Origin of the sequence: Streptococcus sp. oral taxon 064 (assembly GCF_001683375.1) — a bacterium.
Lineage (GTDB): Bacteria > Bacillota > Bacilli > Lactobacillales > Streptococcaceae > Streptococcus > Streptococcus oralis_S.
In genome coordinates this window covers 1745189-1761737 of sequence record NZ_CP016207.1, presented here as the reverse complement: position 1 = coordinate 1761737, position 16549 = coordinate 1745189, and the positions used below count along the sequence as shown (strand labels likewise).

Genomic DNA, 16549 nt, shown 5'->3' with positions numbered 1-16549 from the left:
CTAGGAGAAATCATGCGTCTCATTTACCTCAGTATTGGCTTTATTTCACTGGCTTTAGCTGTTATTGGAGTTGTCCTACCACTTTTACCAACAACTCCCTTTCTTTTGTTAGCTATCGCTTGCTTTTCAAAATCTTCTAAGCGTTTTGAAGATTGGCTTTATCATACAAAGCTTTATCAGACTTATGTAGCTGATTTTCGGGAAACCAAGTCAATCGCGCGAGAACGTAAGAAAAAAATCATCGTATCTATCTATATCTTGATGGGGATTTCTATTTATGTTGCCCCTCTTTTACCAGTCAAAATTGGTCTGGGAGCCTTGACTGTCTTTATCACCTACTATCTCTTTAAAGTCATTCCTGACAAAGAATAGATAAAAATAGTAGTTATTTGCCTTGATAAAAATGAAAGTATATTTAAAATAATATGATATAATAAATTTAAAGAAAACATCAAGGAGAATCAAATGATTTACGAATTTTGTGCTGAAAATGTGACCTTGCTTGAAAAAGCGATGCAGGCTGGAGCTCGTCGAATCGAACTTTGTGACAATCTAGCAGTGGGAGGAACAACACCTAGCTATGGAGTAACCAAGGCAGCGGTTGAACTGGCAGCTAACTACGACACCACTATCATGACTATGATTCGTCCCCGTGGTGGCGACTTTGTCTATACTGATCCTGAAATAGAGATCATGCTAGAAGATATTCGTTTGACTGCGCAAGCTGGAAGCCAAGGTGTTGTATTTGGTGCTTTAACTGCTGATAAGAAGTTGGATAAGACTAATCTTGAGAAGTTGATTGCCGCATCTAAAGGAATGGAAATTGTCTTTCACATGGCCTTTGATGAATTGAGTGATGAAGACCAGTTGGAAGCCATTGACTGGCTCAGCCAAGCCGGTGTCACTCGTATCTTGACTCGTGCTGGTCTATCTGGCGACTCGCTAGAAAAACGTTTTGATCACTATCACAGAATTCTAGAACATGCTGCTGGTAAAATTGAAATTCTACCAGGTGGGGGAATTGACTTGGACAACCGCCAAATCTTTATCGACCAGCTAGGCGTGACACAATTACATGGGACTAAGGTTGTCTTTTAAAAAATAGAAAGGAACTGCTAGCTTTTGGTAGCAGTTTTCACTTATGTTTGAAATTTTTAAATCTTACCAGTTTAATCAAGAAAAAGCTCATGCCTATGGTTTTGTAGAAAATGGGGAAGTCTGGACCTATAGTTGCCAGATTTTGCAGGGTGACTTTTTCATGACAGTCTCCATCACTCCTGATAATGTGAGTTTTCTTGTTTTTGACCAGGAAACGGGTGACCTTTATCCTCAAGTACATATGAAAAGTATGAGGGGAAGTTTTGTCGGAAGTGTCCGTGAGGCTTGTTTGGAGATTCTTTACCAGATTCGGAAGGCCTGCTTTGATGTACAGGATTTTATCTGCCCTCAGACTAAGCGTATCATTGATAAGATTCAGGAAAAGTATGGTAATCAGTTGGAGTATCTGTGGGAAAAGTCTCCTGATACAGCTGTATTGCGCCATGAAGACAATCAAAAATGGTATGCTCTTGTGATGAGAATCCCATGGGATAAGCTGGAGAAGGGGAGAGAAGGGCTAGCCGAAGCAGTCAATATTAAACACGACCAAGTAGCTGACTTACTTTCAAAAAAAGGCATTTATCCAGCCTTTCATATGAACAAACGCTACTGGCTTAGTCTGGCGCTTGATGATAGTTTGCAAGATGAAGAAGTGTTAGAACTCATCGAAAGAAGTTGGAACTTGACTGTAAAAAAATAAGGAAGGTTACTTGAGTTTTCAAATACTTTCAATTAGCAAAATATTCTTTACTGAAGAAATTTTCAGAAAATATTGGATTTTTTCTTGACAAGTGTTTTTAGCTATGCTAAAATACTAAACAAGATATCAAACGAAGGAGAAAGTCAAACATGAAAACAGCTAAGTTTAATCAATTTGCTTTGTTGTTGAGGTACTCGGGCTAGTGCAAAAGCATTAGTCCTGTTTGGCTTACCAAGCGGGAGTAAATCAACATCTCGCTTGGGCTTCTAAGCGAGATGTTTTTTTAAAACCACATTTGGAAAAGGGGAAATCTTATGCGTAAAGTTGAATTTTTTGATACAAGCCTTCGTGATGGGGAACAAACACCTGGTGTTAACTTCTCAATAAAGGAAAAAGTTTCCATTGCAAGACAGCTGGAGAAATGGGGAATTTCTGTAATTGAAGCTGGTTTTCCGGCTGCTAGTCCAGATTCATTTATAGCTGTTCAAGAAATTGCTAAAGCCATGAAAAAAACAGCAGTGACAGGATTAGCTCGTTCTGTAAAATCTGATATTGATGCTTGTTATGAGGCTCTTAAGGATGCCAAGTATCCTCAAATTCATGTCTTTATCGCTACCAGTCCGATTCACCGCAAGTATAAGCTCAATAAAAGCAAGGAAGAGATTTTAGAAGCTATCAAGGAACATGTTTCTTATGCTCGTTCTAAGTTTGAAATCGTCGAATTCTCTCCTGAAGATGCGACTAGAACAGAGTTGGATTTCCTCTTACAAGTCGTTCAAACAGCGGTCGATGCAGGTGCATCTTATATCAATATCCCTGACACAGTTGGCTTTACGACTCCAGAAGAGTTTGCTCGTATCTTTGATTACTTGACTGAAAATATTAAATCAGATCATAAAGTTGTCTTTGGTGTCCACTGTCACGATGATCTCGGTATGGCAACTGCAAATACTTTGACAGCAATTAAACACGGTGCTGGACGTGTCCAGGGAACTATTAATGGTATCGGTGAACGCGCAGGTAATGTTGCTCTTGAAGAAGTAGCTGTTGCTTTGAAGATTCGTGAGGATTTCTTCCAAGCAACTAGTGATATTGTTTTGGATGAAACAATGAATACGTCTGAAATGGTTTCTCGCTTTTCTGGTATTCCAGTTCCTAAAAACAAGGCTGTCGTTGGTGGCAATGCCTTCTCTCATGAATCTGGTATTCACCAAGATGGAGTCCTTAAAAATCCTCTCACTTATGAGATCATCACACCTGAATTGGTCGGTGTCAAGAGTAATAGTCTTCCGCTTGGAAAATTGTCAGGTCGCCATGCCTTTGTTGAAAAACTAAGAGAACTGGCCCTAGATTTTACAGAAGAGGATATCAAACCACTCTTCGCTAAGTTCAAGGCACTAGCGGACAAGAAACAAGAAATCACAGATGCAGATATTCGAGCTCTGGTAGCTGGAACCATGGTTGAAAACCCAGAAGGCTTCCACTTTGATGATTTACAACTTCAAACTCATGCAGATAATGACATTGAAGCTCTCGTTAGCCTGGCCAATATGGATGGTGAGAAAGTCGAATTTAATGCAACAGGGCAAGGCTCTGTTGAAGCGATCTTTAACGCTATCGATAAGTTCTTTAACCAATCTGTTCGTTTGGTGTCCTATACTATTGACGCGGTGACAGATGGAATTGATGCCCAGGCTCGGGTCTTGGTCACTGTTGAAAACAGAGATACAGAGACTATCTTTAACGCAGCAGGTCTTGATTTCGATGTACTGAAAGCTTCGGCTATTGCCTACATCAATGCCAATACCTTTGTTCAAAAAGAGAATGCAGGTGAGATGGGGCGCAGCGTTTCCTACCGAGACATGCCTAGTGTGTAAAGGAGAAGGCTATGACAAAGAAAATAGTAGCTCTAGCAGGGGATGGAATCGGTCCAGAAATTATGGAAGCTGGTTTAGCGGTTCTGGAAGCTCTAGCTTCAAAAACAGGTTTTGACTATGAGATAGACAGACGCCCCTTTGGAGGTGCAGGTATTGATGCTGCAGGGCATCCCTTACCTGATGCGACCCTCAAGGCAAGTAGAGAAGCAGATGCTATTCTCCTTGCAGCTATCGGTAGTCCCCAGTATGATAGGGCAGCGATTCGGCCTGAACAAGGCTTGCTAGCTCTTCGTAAGGAACTCAATCTCTATGCCAATATTCGACCTGTAAAAATCTTTGACAGTCTTAAGCATTTGTCACCTCTCAAACCTGAACGAATTGCTGGTGTAGACTTTGTCGTGGTGCGTGAGTTGACAGGTGGAATTTACTTTGGAGATCATATCCTTGAAGAGCGAAAAGCGCGTGATATCAACGACTATAGCTATGAGGAAGTAGAGCGGATTATTCGCAAGGCATTTGAAATCGCAAGAAGTCGGAGAAAAATCGTTACTAGTATCGATAAGCAAAATGTTCTAGCGACATCAAAACTCTGGCGCAGAGTAGCTGAGGAAGTCGCGCAAGATTTTCCAGATGTAACCTTGGAGCACCAGTTGGTGGACTCAGCTGCCATGCTCATGATTACCAATCCTGCTAAGTTCGATGTCATCGTGACAGAGAATCTTTTCGGAGATATCTTATCTGATGAATCAAGCGTTCTATCTGGCACGCTTGGAGTCATGCCATCAGCCAGTCATTCTGAAAATGGACCAAGTCTCTATGAGCCCATTCACGGTTCAGCTCCTGATATTGCAGGTCAAGGAATTGCCAATCCTATTTCTATGATTTTGTCAGTTGCCATGATGTTGAGAGATAGTTTCGGACGTTATGAGGATGCAGAGCGTATCGAACATGCTGTTGAAGCTAGTTTAGCGGCTGGCATTTTAACAAGAGATATTGGAGGACCGGCTTCGACCAAGGAAATGACAGAAGCCATCATTGAAAGATTATGAAGATAAATGAAGGAATCACGCTTGCCTTCTTGATTTGGAATTTGCTGATTTTCTTGATTTATGGCATTGACAAATCCAAGGCAAGAAGAGGTGCTTGGCGCGTCCCAGAGAAAATCTTACTCATTTTAGCCTTTACTTGTGGTGGTTTTGGTGCCTGGTTGGCAGGAATCACCTTTCACCACAAGACTAGAAAATGGTATTTTAAAACAGTTTGGTTTCTCGGGATGGTGACCACACTAGTAGCCTTATATTTTATTTGGAGGTAATGAATGGCAGGAAAATCAATTTTTGATAAATTATGGGACCGTCATGTTATCACAGGAGAAGAAGGGCAGCCCCAACTCATGTATGTGGATCAGCACTATATTCATGAAGTGACCAGTCCCCAAGCTTTTCAAGGATTACGAGATGCAGGTCGCAGATTGAGACGGCCAGACTTGACATTTGGAACCTTTGATCACAATGTACCAACGGTCAATATCTACGATATTCGAGATGTGATTTCTAAGGCTCAAATTGATAAGCTTGCTGAAAATGTTGAGGAGTTTGGGATTGAACATGCTGCCCACGGTTCTGAAAAGCAGGGCATCGTTCACATGGTTGGTCCAGAAACAGGACGGACGCAACCAGGAAAATTCATCGTCTGTGGAGATAGCCACACAGCTACCCACGGAGCTTTCGGAGCTATCGCCTTTGGGATTGGGACCAGTGAGGTTGAGCATGTCTTTGCTACCCAGACACTCTGGCAAGTTAAACCCAAGAAAATGCTGGTAGAATTCACTGGTGTTCCTCAAAAAGGAGTTTATTCTAAGGATTACATTCTCGCCTTAATTGCCAAGTATGGCGTTGCTTGTGGTGTTGGCTATGTGGTGGAATATCGTGGGCAAGCGATTGATGCTCTGACCATGGAAGAGCGAATGACCATCTGCAATATGTCCATCGAGTTTGGTTCGAAGATGGGAATCATGAATCCAGATCAGACTACCTATGACTATCTCAAGGGACGGGAATGCGTTCCCGAAGCTTTCGAGGAGGCTGTTGCTGACTGGAAGACGCTTGTCAGCGATGAGGATGCTGTTTATGATAAGGTTATCCAGATGGATGTCTCAGACTTGGCTCCTATGGTGACCTGGGGAACCAATCCTGCTATGGGCGTTGACTTTGACAGTAGCTTCCCAGAAATTAAGGATATGAATGATGAACGAGCTTATCATTACATGAACTTGGAACCTGGTCAAAAGCCAGAGGATATTGAGCTAGGCTATATCTTTATCGGGTCTTGTACCAATGCTCGACTCAGTGACTTGCAACTGGCTGCGCGATTTGTCAAAGGGAAGAAAATTGCTCCCAATCTAACAGCAATTGTAGTTCCGGGCTCTCGTCCTGTGAAACGAGCTGCTGAGAAGTTGGGCTTGGACAAAGTCTTTCTAGATGCTGGTTTTGAGTGGAGAGACCCAGGTTGCTCCATGTGTCTAGGGATGAATCCCGACAAGGTACCTGATGGCGTCCATTGTGCTTCAACCAGTAACCGCAACTTTGAAGATAGACAGGGATTTGGTGCTAAGACCCATCTCTGCAGTCCAGCCATGGCAGCTGCAGCGGCTATTGCAGGGCGCTTCGTAGATGTTCGGAAAATGCCAGAGGCCCAGTAAGGAGAGGATATGGAGAAATTTACAGTTTATACGGGAACGACCGTTCCTCTCATGAATGATAATATCGACACCGACCAAATCCTTCCCAAGCAGTTTCTCAAGTTAATTGATAAGAAAGGCTTTGGTAAGTACCTTATGTACGCTTGGCGTTATCTGGACGACAAGTATACTGAGGACCCAGACTTTGTCTTTAACCGACCAGAATACCGAAAAGCTAGTATTCTCATCTCAGGGGACAACTTTGGCGCAGGATCGTCCAGAGAACACGCAGCTTGGGCTCTAGCTGACTATGGTTTTAAAGTCGTGATTGCAGGATCTTTCGGGGACATTCATTATAATAATGAACTCAATAATGGTATGTTGCCTATTGTTCAGCCTAGAGAGGTTAGAGAAAAATTAGCCAAGCTACAAGCAAGCGACCGGGTAACTGTGGACTTGGAACAACAAAAAATCATTTCACCAGTTGGAGAATTCGCTTTCGAAATAGATAGCGAGTGGAAACACAAGCTCTTAAATGGTTTGGATGATATCAGTATTACTTTGCAGTATGAAGATTTGATTGCTGCCTATGAAAAACAACGTCCAGCCTACTGGCAGGATTAGAAAAATAGAAAAGGACATATAGAACTATGACAAAACACATTCAATGGAACGGAACACTTTCTCAAGAAGGCTATGACATTTTAAAAGGTGAGGGCGGATGTATTGTTTGTCCTACAAAAGTTGGTTACATTATCATGACGAGCGACAAGGCAGGACTTGAGCGTAAGTTCGCAGCCAAAGAACGTAACCGTAACAAACCAGGTGTCGTTCTCTGTGGTAGCATGGATGAGCTTCGAGCTTTAGCACAACTCAACTCAGAAATTGAAGCCTTCTATCAAAAACATTGGGACGAAGACATTCTACTTGGTTGTATCCTTCCATGGAAACCAGAAGCTTTTGAAAAACTCAAAGCATATGGTGATGGCCGTGAAGAACTTATGACTGACGTTCGTGGTACTAGCTGTTTTGTCATTAAATTTGGTAAAGCTGGTGAACAACTGGCTGCTAAACTTTGGGAAGAAGGTAAAATGGTCTACGCCTCATCAGCTAACCCATCTGGAAAAGGAAACCGCGGTAAGGTGGAAGGTATCGGAGAACGTATAGAAGGAGCAGTGGACCTTGTCATCGAGGCAGACGACTATGTGGCATCTATCCAACCTGATAAAACGATTGAAACGCGCTACGAGCAAGGTGTGATGGTGTCTATGGTTGATAAAGATGGTAAGCTCATCCCAGAACAAGGAGGAGACCGTTCAATCTCACCAGCTCCAGTTGTTATCCGCAAAGGGCTTGACATTGATAAAATCATGATGCACCTGTCAGATACCTTTAACTCATGGGACTACCGTCAAGGTGAGTATTATTAAGATTGAAGAAGAGGAGAGAATTTAATCTCTCCTCTTTCTCTCTCAATTTTACAAGCAAAAACCGAACAATATAATTTGATTATTAAAAATATTTGACAAAAACTGTACTTTGGTTTATAATTAATTAAGGAAACGTCGGAAAAGGCGTAGAGATGCGCAAGCATAGGTAGGTCATTACAAAAGAAACGAGACATCGATATGTTAAATGAATTTCCAATTTTTGATTACGAAGATATTCAGTTGATCCCAAATAAATGTGTCATTAAAAGCCGTGCAGAAGCAGACACGAGTGTCACACTTGGAAATCACACTTTCAAACTACCTGTTGTGCCAGCAAATATGCAGACGATTTTGGATGAGAACGTAGCAGAGCAACTGGCTAAAGGTGGCTACTTCTACATTATGCATCGTTTTGATGAGGCTGGGCGCATTCCTTTTATCAAACGCATGCACGATCAAGGCCTTATTGCATCCATCTCTGTCGGTGTCAAGGATTACGAGTATGACTTTGTTAGCCAACTCAAGGCTGATGCTCCTGAGTATATCACGATTGACATTGCTCATGGTCATGCGAATAGCGTGATTTCTATGATCCAACACATCAAGAAAGAATTACCAGATACATTTGTCATTGCTGGTAACGTGGGAACACCAGAAGCTGTTCGTGAATTGGAAAATGCTGGTGCGGATGCAACAAAGGTTGGAATCGGTCCTGGTAAGGTTTGTATTACCAAGGTCAAGACAGGTTTTGGTACAGGTGGCTGGCAGTTGGCTGCCCTACGTTGGTGTGCCAAGGCTGCGCGTAAACCGATCATCGCTGATGGTGGGATTCGTACTCATGGTGATATTGCCAAGTCTATCCGTTTCGGTGCCAGCATGGTCATGATTGGTTCCCTTTTTGCAGGACATATCGAAAGCCCAGGAAAGACGATTGAAGTCGATGGCGAACAGTTCAAAGAATACTATGGTTCAGCTTCTCAATATCAAAAAGGAGCCTATAAAAATGTGGAAGGTAAGCGCATCTTACTGCCTGCTAAAGGGCATTTGCAAGACACCCTTACTGAGATGGAGCAGGACTTGCAAAGTGCTATTTCCTACGCAGGTGGACGCAAGGTTGCGGACCTCAAACACGTTGATTATGTGATCGTGAAAAACTCTATCTGGAACGGGGATGCATCCCACTAATGGACGCTTAGTCCACCCATAAAAAACTTGTTATTAGAGCAAATTTCTGTTATAATAAGACAAGTTTCCACCCTTAGTGTAATGGATATCACGTAAGATTCCGGTTCTTGAGATGGGGGTTCGATTCCCTCAGGGTGGATGTAAAAAGTCTAAGAAAGCCTTACATAAGGCTTTTTTCTTTATCACGCCCCAAGTTTTCCCCTAAAAATAAAAAGTTTGTTCTAAAAAATGTTCAAATCCCCTTCACTCCCGTTTTAAAGTGACTCAGGGGGCTTTTTTTGATATAATAAGAAAGACTGTTATCAGTTAGAAAGAGGTTGGTATGAAAGAATTACAAACTGTACTAAAGAAGCGTTTTGCAATCGAATTTGCAGACAAAAACTTACTGGAAACGGCCTTTACTCATACGAGTTATGCCAATGAGCACCGCCTCTTAAAAATTTCACACAATGAGCGCTTGGAATTTTTAGGAGACGCTGTTCTGCAATTATTGATTTCAGAATATCTGTATAAAAAATATCCTAAGAAACCAGAGGGAGATTTGTCCAAACTTCGTGCTATGATTGTCCGTGAGGAGAGTTTGGCTGGTTTTGCGCGTGATTGCCAGTTTGATCAGTTTATCAAGCTGGGAAAAGGAGAAGAAAAGTCTGGTGGGCGTAATCGTGACACCATTCTTGGAGATGCCTTTGAAGCCTTTTTGGGAGCATTGCTTTTGGACAAGGATGTTGCTAGAGTAAAAGAGTTCATCTATCAGGTCATGATTCCCAAGGTTGAAGCAGGTGACTTTGAAATGATTAAGGATTACAAGACGCACCTTCAAGAGTTACTCCAGGTCAATGGCGATGTGGATATTCGCTACCAAGTGACCTCTGAAACGGGACCTGCTCATGATAAGGTTTTTGATGTAGAAGTTCTGGTTGAGGGCAAGAGTATCGGAAAAGGTCAAGGCCGTTCTAAAAAATTGGCAGAACAAGAGGCCGCCAAAAATGCAGTTGAGAAAGGGCTGGATTCATGTATTTAAAGGAGATTGAGATTCAGGGATTCAAGTCCTTTGCTGACAAGACCAAGGTCGTCTTTGATCAAGGTGTGACAGCTGTCGTTGGGCCCAATGGTTCTGGGAAGTCAAATATCACAGAAAGTTTGCGATGGGCCTTGGGAGAGTCTAGTGTCAAGAGTCTTCGTGGAGGCAAGATGCCCGACGTTATCTTTGCTGGAACTGAAAGCCGCAAACCACTCAATTATGCCTCTGTTATCGTGACCTTGGACAATGAAGATGGCTTCATCAAGGATGCAGGGCAAGTCATTAAGGTAGAACGCCATATCTATCGTAGTGGTGATAGTGAGTATCGGATTGATGGCAAAAAAGTTCGCTTGCGTGATGTGCACGACCTTTTCTTGGATACAGGTTTGGGACGGGATTCCTTCTCCATCATTTCTCAAGGGAAGGTTGAGGAGATTTTTAATTCCAAGCCAGAGGAACGCCGTGCTATTTTTGAAGAAGCTGCGGGTGTTTTGAAATACAAGACTCGTCGAAAAGAAACAGAAAGCAAATTGCAACAAACTCAGGACAACCTAGACCGTTTAGAGGATATTATCTATGAGTTAGACAATCAAATCAAGCCCCTTGCAAAACAAGCCGAGAATGCTCGTAAGTTTCTCGACTTGGATGGTCAACGCAAGGCAATTTATTTGGATGTACTGGTTGCCCAAATCAAGGAAAACAAGGCTGAACTGGAGCTGACCGAGGAAGAACTAACTCAGGTTCAGGAACTTTTGACTAGCTATTACCAAAAACGTGAAGAGTTAGAAGAGGAAAATCAAACTCTTAAAAAGAAACGTCAGGATCTGCAAGCTGAAATGGCTAAAGACCAAGGGAGCTTGATGGATTTGACTAGTTTGATCAGTGACTTAGAGCGAAAACTAGCCCTATCCAAACTGGAATCCGAGCAAGTAGCCCTTAATCAACAAGAAGCACAAGCCCGTTTGGCGACTCTGGAAGATAAGAGAAAGGCTCTAAGTAAGGAAAAGGCTGAAAAAGAAGCGAACTTGGAACAGTTAGAGAAAAGTCTAGCTGAAAACAACAAGGAACTCAATCGCCTAGAAGCAGAGTTGTTGGCATTTTCTGATGATCCTGACCAAATGATTGAGCTCTTGCGTGAACGTTTTGTGGCGCTTTTACAAGAAGAAGCGGATGTCTCAAACCAGTTGACCCGCATCGAGAATGAGTTGGAAAACAGCCGTCAACTGTCTCAAAAACAAGCAGATCAAGTTGAGAAATTGAAAGAACAATTGGCTACAGCTAAAGAGAAGGCTAGTCAGCAAAAAGATGAGCTTGAAACTGCCAAGGAGCAGGTTCAGAAATTATTGGCAGACTACCAAGCTAGTGCCAAGGAACAAGAGGAGCAGAAAGTTTCTTACCAAGCCCAGCAGAGCCAACTATTTGACCGTCTGGATAGTCTAAAAAACAAGCAGGCTAGAGCTCAGAGTTTGGAAAATATCCTTAGAAATCATAGTAATTTTTATGCGGGTGTTAAGAGTGTTCTTCAAGAAAAAGATCGTCTTAGTGGGATCATTGGTGCAGTCAGTGAGCATTTGACTTTTGATGTTCATTATCAAACTGCCCTAGAAATTGCGCTTGGAGCAAGTAGTCAGCACATCATCGTAGAAGATGAGAACGCGGCGACTAAGGCTATTGATTTCCTTAAGCGCAACAGAGCCGGTCGTGCAACATTTCTTCCGTTGACGACTATCAAGGCTCGTGCGATTTCTAGTCAGAACCAAGATGCTATCGCTGCAAGTCCAGGATTTCTGGGAATGGCAGATGAGTTGGTGTCGTTTGATAAGAGACTAGAAGCCATTTTTAAGAACTTGCTTGCTACGACGGCTATCTTTGACACAGTAGAACACGCGCGTACGGCAGCTCGTCAAGTTCGCTATCAGGTTCGTGTGGTGACGCTTGATGGGACAGAGTTGCGTACAGGTGGTTCCTACGCGGGGGGTGCCAATCGTCAAAACAACAGTATTTTCATCAAGCCAGAGCTGGAGCAATTACAAAAAGAAATTGCTGAGGAAGAAGCTAACTTGCGGTCAGAAGAAGCGAGTTTGAAGACCTTGCAAGATGAGATGGCGGTATTGACTGAAAGATTAGAAGCTATCAAATCTCAGGGTGAGCAAGCTCGTATTCAGGAGCAAGGCTTGTATCTTGCTTATCAACAAACCAATCAGCAGGTCGAAGAACTGGAAACGCTTTGGAAATTTCAAGAAGAGGAATTAAATCGCCTATCTGAAGGAGATTGGCAAGCGGACAAGGAAAAATGCCAAGAGCGCCTCGCTACTATCGCCAGTGAAAAGCAAAATCTGGAAGCTGAGATTGAAGAGATTAAGTCTAACAAAAACGCTATTCAAGAACGTTATCAAAACTTGCAGGAACAGATTTCTCAAGCGCGCTTGCTTAAGTCCGAACTGCAAGGACAAAAGCGGTACGAAGTGACTGATATTGAACGCCTAGGTAAGGAACTGGATAATCTGGATATCGAGCAAGAGGAGATTCAGCGTCTCCTCCAAGAAAAGGTTGATAATCTTGAGAAAGTGGATACGGATTTGCTAAGTCAGCAGGTGGAAGAGGCCAAAACTCAGAAAACAAACCTCCAACAAGGTTTGATTCGCAAGCAGTTTGAGTTGGATGATATCGAGGGTCAACTGGATGATATTGCCAGCCATTTGGATCAGGCTCGTCAGCAGAATGAGGAGTGGATTCGTAAACAAACACGTGCTGAAGCCAAGAAAGAAAAGGTCAGCGAACGCTTGCGCTATCTACAAGCTCAACTAACAGACCAGTACCAGATCAGCTATAATGAGGCGCTAGAAAAAGCGCATGAACTGGAAAATCTCACTCTGGCAGAGCAAGAGGTTAAGGATTTAGAGAAAGCTATTCGCTCACTCGGTCCAGTCAATTTGGATGCTATTGAACAGTACGAAGAAGTTCACAACCGTCTAGACTTTCTAAATAGCCAACGAGATGATATTTTGTCTGCTAAAAACCTACTTCTTGTGACCATCACAGAGATGAATGATGAGGTTAAGGAACGCTTCAAATCAACCTTTGAGGCTATTCGTGAGTCCTTTAAAGTGACCTTTAGACAGATGTTTGGCGGTGGTCAGGCAGACTTGATATTGACTGAGGGCGATCTTTTAACAGCTGGTGTGGAGATTTCTGTTCAACCACCAGGTAAGAAAATCCAATCTCTCAACCTCATGAGTGGTGGTGAAAAAGCCCTATCTGCTCTGGCTCTGCTCTTCTCAATCATCCGAGTTAAGACCATTCCTTTCGTCATCTTGGATGAGGTAGAGGCTGCGCTGGACGAAGCCAATGTCAAACGTTTTGGGGATTACCTCAACCGCTTTGACAAGGATAGTCAGTTTATCGTCGTGACTCACCGTAAGGGGACCATGGCGGCAGCTGATTCTATCTATGGAGTGACCATGCAAGAATCAGGTGTGTCTAAAATTGTCTCGGTTAAGTTAAAAGACTTAGAAGAAACAGTAGACTAGTTACCAAACGATAGCATCTCTTAGGAGGTGCTATTTTTAAAAACTCATAGCTTGAATTGTCTATCAAGGTCAGTTCAGGCGCAAAAAACGACATTTGGGATTTCCTCTTAGCGAAAAGACTGGCTCTATGATATAATAGTTTCATGATTACAACAGTACCTATTAAGAACGAAAAAGATATTGCAGTACCGGGAAAAACAGTCCTTGTACTAGGTTATTTTGATGGCATCCACAAGGGTCATCAGAAACTTTTTGAAGTGGCCAGTAAGGCTTCGATGAAGGACTATCTGCCAGTTGTCGTGATGACCTTTACAGAATCGCCAAAACTTGCCTTACAACCTTACCAACCTGAGCTCATGCTTCACATCGTTAATCATGAGGAGCGGGAGCACAAGATGAAGTGGCACGGAGTAGAGGCTCTTTTCTTGCTAGAATTTAGTAGCAAATTTGCTAGTTTAACGGGTCAAGAATTCTTTGATACATATGTTAGAGCTTTAAAACCAGCGATTATTGTAGCAGGATTTGACTATACCTTTGGCTCAGATAAGAAAACTGCGGATGAACTGAAGGACTATTTTGATGGAGAGATTATCATTGTTCCTCCAGTTGAGGATGAAAAGGGCAAGATTAGTTCTACACGGATTCGCCAAGCTATTCTTGATGGAGATGTCAAGGAAGTCAATCATCTGCTCGGCACTCCGCTCCCATCTCGTGGAATGGTCGTTCATGGAAATGCTCGTGGGCGGACTATTGGTTATCCAACAGCCAATCTAGTTCTAAGAGACCGAACTTACATGCCAGCAGATGGTGTTTACGTAGTCGATATCGAAGTGCAACGTCAGAGATATCGTGGCATGGCAAGTGTTGGAAAAAATGTTACCTTTGATGGTGAAGAACCACGTTTTGAAGTCAATATTTTCGACTTTTCAGACGATATTTACGGTGAGACAGTTATGGTCTACTGGCTGGACCGTGTCCGAGATATGGTCAAGTTTGACTCCATCGACGAGCTCGTAGACCAACTCCAGAAAGATGAAGAGATTGCTCGGAACTGGAAGGGTGGAGAGTAAGAGTTTGCTATCAATTCGAAAGAGTAGATAGAATGAAATTCATATAATGGACAAAAAAAGTAGCCTACAAAGGCTACTTTTTATTAAAACACGCGATAGACATAAGGATTTTCTGGTTTGTCTACTTTTGTGAAACTCTCAACTTCCAGTGTTGGGAGTTTTTGTTTGAGTTCTTTATGGTAGTGAAGAGTCAGGGTTCCTCTAGCGGTGATCCAAGTATTGTCAGGATACTGGCGTGAGTTTCCCTTAGTTAGGAGTCCATATACACCAGAGTCTGCGATACAGTGGATGATTCCAAAGCGAAAGAGGAACTGGCTATCTGGATGGCTAGGATCGTTATAAACAAAGCCTGTAAACTCGATTTTCTTTCCTTCAAACTCTTGAGGATAGTCATAGAGAACTTCCATGACCTCCAAATAGTTTTCGTCTGTGACTTGAATGGTTTCCTGGGAGAGGTATTTATCAGCTGTTTTCCTCATTTCCTTTTCATAAGCAGATTTGGAAAAATAGGTACTGGTATCGGGTTTGAGATATTGACTGGATGTGCCTTCACTTGCTTGAATGGCTGTATCGATTCCCTCAGCGAGTGGGAAATGATAGCCTTTGGCAGATACGGTTCTCGAGTCCAAACTTACTGTCGGAAAGGCAACTCCAATCAAGAGAGGTAGAGACAGTAAAAGGACGCTGATTTGTCTAGCTCGACGACTTTCCATATGGCTGTGAGAGTTGATTTTCTTAATCCAGATGTAGAATTGGACCAGAGCCAACAGAAGAGAAAGAACCATAGAAATATAGACTAGATAGGAATAGTGGAGGTTAATGTAGTGACTGAGCTTGCCAGATAGTTGCAGATACAGAGTTAGGGAAAAATAACCCAGTAGAATGATAAAACGGATCATAACATCACCCCCATCATGTAAGAATAAAGCAAGACAAGCAGAGTCACGACGCCCATGAATTGCCAGATGAAGCGCGCTTTGAGATAGTGCTTCATCATGAGGAGATTTTTGATATCAAGCATGGGGCCAATGACTAGAAAAGCAAGGACTGGTGCTAGGCCAAAGCTCGAGAGAAGAGAAGCTCCGATAAAGGCGTCCGCCTCGCTACAAAGCGAGAGGAGAAAGGCAAGAAACATGAGCAAGAGAATCGCAAGGAGTGGGCTAGCACTGATAGAGGTCAGAATCCGAGTCGGGACATAGACCTGCACGATAGCTGCAAAGAGACAACCAAAGACCAAATAGCGCCCCATATCGAAAAACTCATCAATAGCCTGTATAAAGACCTGAAAGACTTTTCTAGCGGGACTCAAGTGTGAAAAGTCATGTTCATGGCAAGTGATAGGATTCTCTTTTTGAATAGATTCCTTCAAGAAAAATCCTAGAAAAATACCCAATACCAAAGCAACTACAATGGCTCCCAGAGCTCGCAAGAAGGTAATTTTTAAGGAATTGCCAAAGGCAGAATAAGTAGCGAAAAGAACGATAGGATTGATAATGGGAGCAGTCACCAGAAAAGGAACGGCCGTGTAGCTGGGCACTTTCTTTTCCAGAAAACGATTGATGATGGGAATGATTCCACATTCGCAAGAAGGAAAGAGAAAGCCAATGAAGGTACCAAAAAAGATCCTCCCCCAACGATTGCGAGGGAGAAACTCATAAACTTTATCAGGTGTGATATAGACCTCAATCAATCCCGAAATGAGACTTCCAATCAAGACAAAGGGAAGGGCTTCAATCATGATGGAGAGAAAAATAGCTCCCGCTTGTAATACACTAGGAGGAAGAGATTGGAAAATCATCATCTATTTTTTCTTCTCAACTTTTTCTTTTTTTTCTTTGTCATCTGGGAAACTGACTTGTGTTAAGTCAGGAAGTTTAGCAAATTCTTCAAACATCTTGTCCAAGTCATCGGTTTTTGTAAATTTAACAGCCATGGGCCTACCTCTTTTCTACATTCTA

The 16549-nt window shown here is 42.6% G+C and carries 16 protein-coding genes and 1 tRNA gene; 14 read left to right on the top strand and 3 right to left on the bottom strand.

Annotated elements, in window-relative coordinates; all coding sequences use genetic code 11:
• Positions 1 to 12: 12 nt before the first annotated feature.
• The 14 genes from AXF18_RS08655 (at position 13) to AXF18_RS08590 (ending at position 14591) form a co-directional block, all read left to right on the top strand.
• Entirely contained in the window at positions 13 to 372 is a 360-nt protein-coding gene (locus AXF18_RS08655; RefSeq protein WP_045617271.1) for a YbaN family protein, read from the top strand.
• A gap of 93 nt (positions 373 to 465) precedes the next feature.
• Positions 466 to 1098, top strand: coding sequence for a copper homeostasis protein CutC (locus AXF18_RS08650; protein WP_007522104.1), 633 nt, complete (start codon positions 466 to 468; stop codon positions 1096 to 1098).
• Positions 1099 to 1141: 43 nt separating this feature from the next.
• Positions 1142 to 1798 carry an MmcQ/YjbR family DNA-binding protein gene (locus AXF18_RS08645; protein ID WP_065371824.1) on the top strand — a complete coding sequence of 219 codons (657 nt, stop codon included), beginning with the start codon at positions 1142 to 1144 and terminating at the stop codon, positions 1796 to 1798.
• A gap of 314 nt (positions 1799 to 2112) precedes the next feature.
• Positions 2113 to 3675, top strand: coding sequence for a 2-isopropylmalate synthase (locus tag AXF18_RS08640; RefSeq protein ID WP_065371823.1), 1563 nt, complete (start codon positions 2113 to 2115; stop codon positions 3673 to 3675).
• 11 nt (positions 3676 to 3686) lie between these two features.
• On the top strand, positions 3687 to 4724 hold the full coding sequence (gene leuB / locus AXF18_RS08635) for a 3-isopropylmalate dehydrogenase (RefSeq protein WP_045617266.1): 1038 nt from the start codon (positions 3687 to 3689) through the stop codon (positions 4722 to 4724).
• Positions 4721 to 4990, top strand: coding sequence for a DUF1294 domain-containing protein (locus AXF18_RS08630; protein ID WP_000700084.1), 270 nt, complete (start codon positions 4721 to 4723; stop codon positions 4988 to 4990). Before leuB ends, AXF18_RS08630 begins: the two co-directional genes overlap by 4 nt.
• 3 nt (positions 4991 to 4993) lie before the next feature.
• Positions 4994 to 6376 (top strand): 3-isopropylmalate dehydratase large subunit, encoded by a 1383-nt coding sequence (leuC, locus tag AXF18_RS08625; RefSeq protein ID WP_065371822.1) that lies wholly within the window; start codon positions 4994 to 4996, stop codon positions 6374 to 6376.
• A 9-nt stretch (positions 6377 to 6385) separates the two neighbouring features.
• Positions 6386 to 6979: a 3-isopropylmalate dehydratase small subunit gene (gene leuD, locus AXF18_RS08620; RefSeq protein WP_045617261.1), complete on the top strand. Its 594-nt coding sequence runs from the start codon at positions 6386 to 6388 to the stop codon at positions 6977 to 6979.
• A gap of 26 nt (positions 6980 to 7005) precedes the next feature.
• On the top strand, positions 7006 to 7785 hold the full coding sequence (locus AXF18_RS08615) for an L-threonylcarbamoyladenylate synthase (protein WP_045617259.1): 780 nt from the start codon (positions 7006 to 7008) through the stop codon (positions 7783 to 7785).
• A gap of 198 nt (positions 7786 to 7983) precedes the next feature.
• Complete coding sequence (locus AXF18_RS08610) at positions 7984 to 8970, top strand: GMP reductase (protein WP_000931170.1); 987 nt, start codon at positions 7984 to 7986, stop codon at positions 8968 to 8970.
• Between the two features lie 67 nt (positions 8971 to 9037).
• Positions 9038 to 9109: transfer RNA gene (locus AXF18_RS08605), tRNA-Arg, on the top strand.
• Positions 9110 to 9292: 183 nt separating this feature from the next.
• Positions 9293 to 9991: a ribonuclease III gene (gene rnc, locus AXF18_RS08600; protein WP_000661472.1), complete on the top strand. Its 699-nt coding sequence runs from the start codon at positions 9293 to 9295 to the stop codon at positions 9989 to 9991.
• A complete protein-coding gene (gene smc, locus AXF18_RS08595) occupies positions 9982 to 13521 on the top strand; it encodes a chromosome segregation protein SMC (RefSeq protein WP_065371821.1) in 3540 nt (1179 codons plus the stop codon). The genes rnc and smc overlap by 10 nt, the downstream gene beginning before the upstream one ends.
• Before the next feature lie 143 nt (positions 13522 to 13664).
• Positions 13665 to 14591, top strand: a complete 927-nt coding sequence (locus AXF18_RS08590; RefSeq protein WP_065371820.1) for a bifunctional riboflavin kinase/FAD synthetase — start codon at positions 13665 to 13667, stop codon at positions 14589 to 14591.
• 83 nt (positions 14592 to 14674) lie between these two features.
• On the opposite strand, the gene AXF18_RS08585 is transcribed toward AXF18_RS08590, so the two are convergent.
• Genes AXF18_RS08585 through AXF18_RS10225 form a run of 3 tightly spaced genes read right to left on the bottom strand, consistent with a single transcriptional unit; the run spans position 14675 to position 16524 of the window.
• Positions 14675 to 15490, bottom strand: coding sequence for a TIGR03943 family protein (locus AXF18_RS08585; protein ID WP_049500016.1), 816 nt, complete (start codon positions 15488 to 15490; stop codon positions 14675 to 14677).
• Complete coding sequence (locus tag AXF18_RS08580; RefSeq protein ID WP_049500015.1) at positions 15487 to 16392, bottom strand: permease; 906 nt, start codon at positions 16390 to 16392, stop codon at positions 15487 to 15489. Before AXF18_RS08580 ends, AXF18_RS08585 begins: the two co-directional genes overlap by 4 nt.
• Positions 16393 to 16524, bottom strand: a complete 132-nt coding sequence (locus AXF18_RS10225; protein ID WP_049500013.1) for an SPJ_0845 family protein — start codon at positions 16522 to 16524, stop codon at positions 16393 to 16395.
• Positions 16525 to 16549 lie beyond the last annotated feature (25 nt).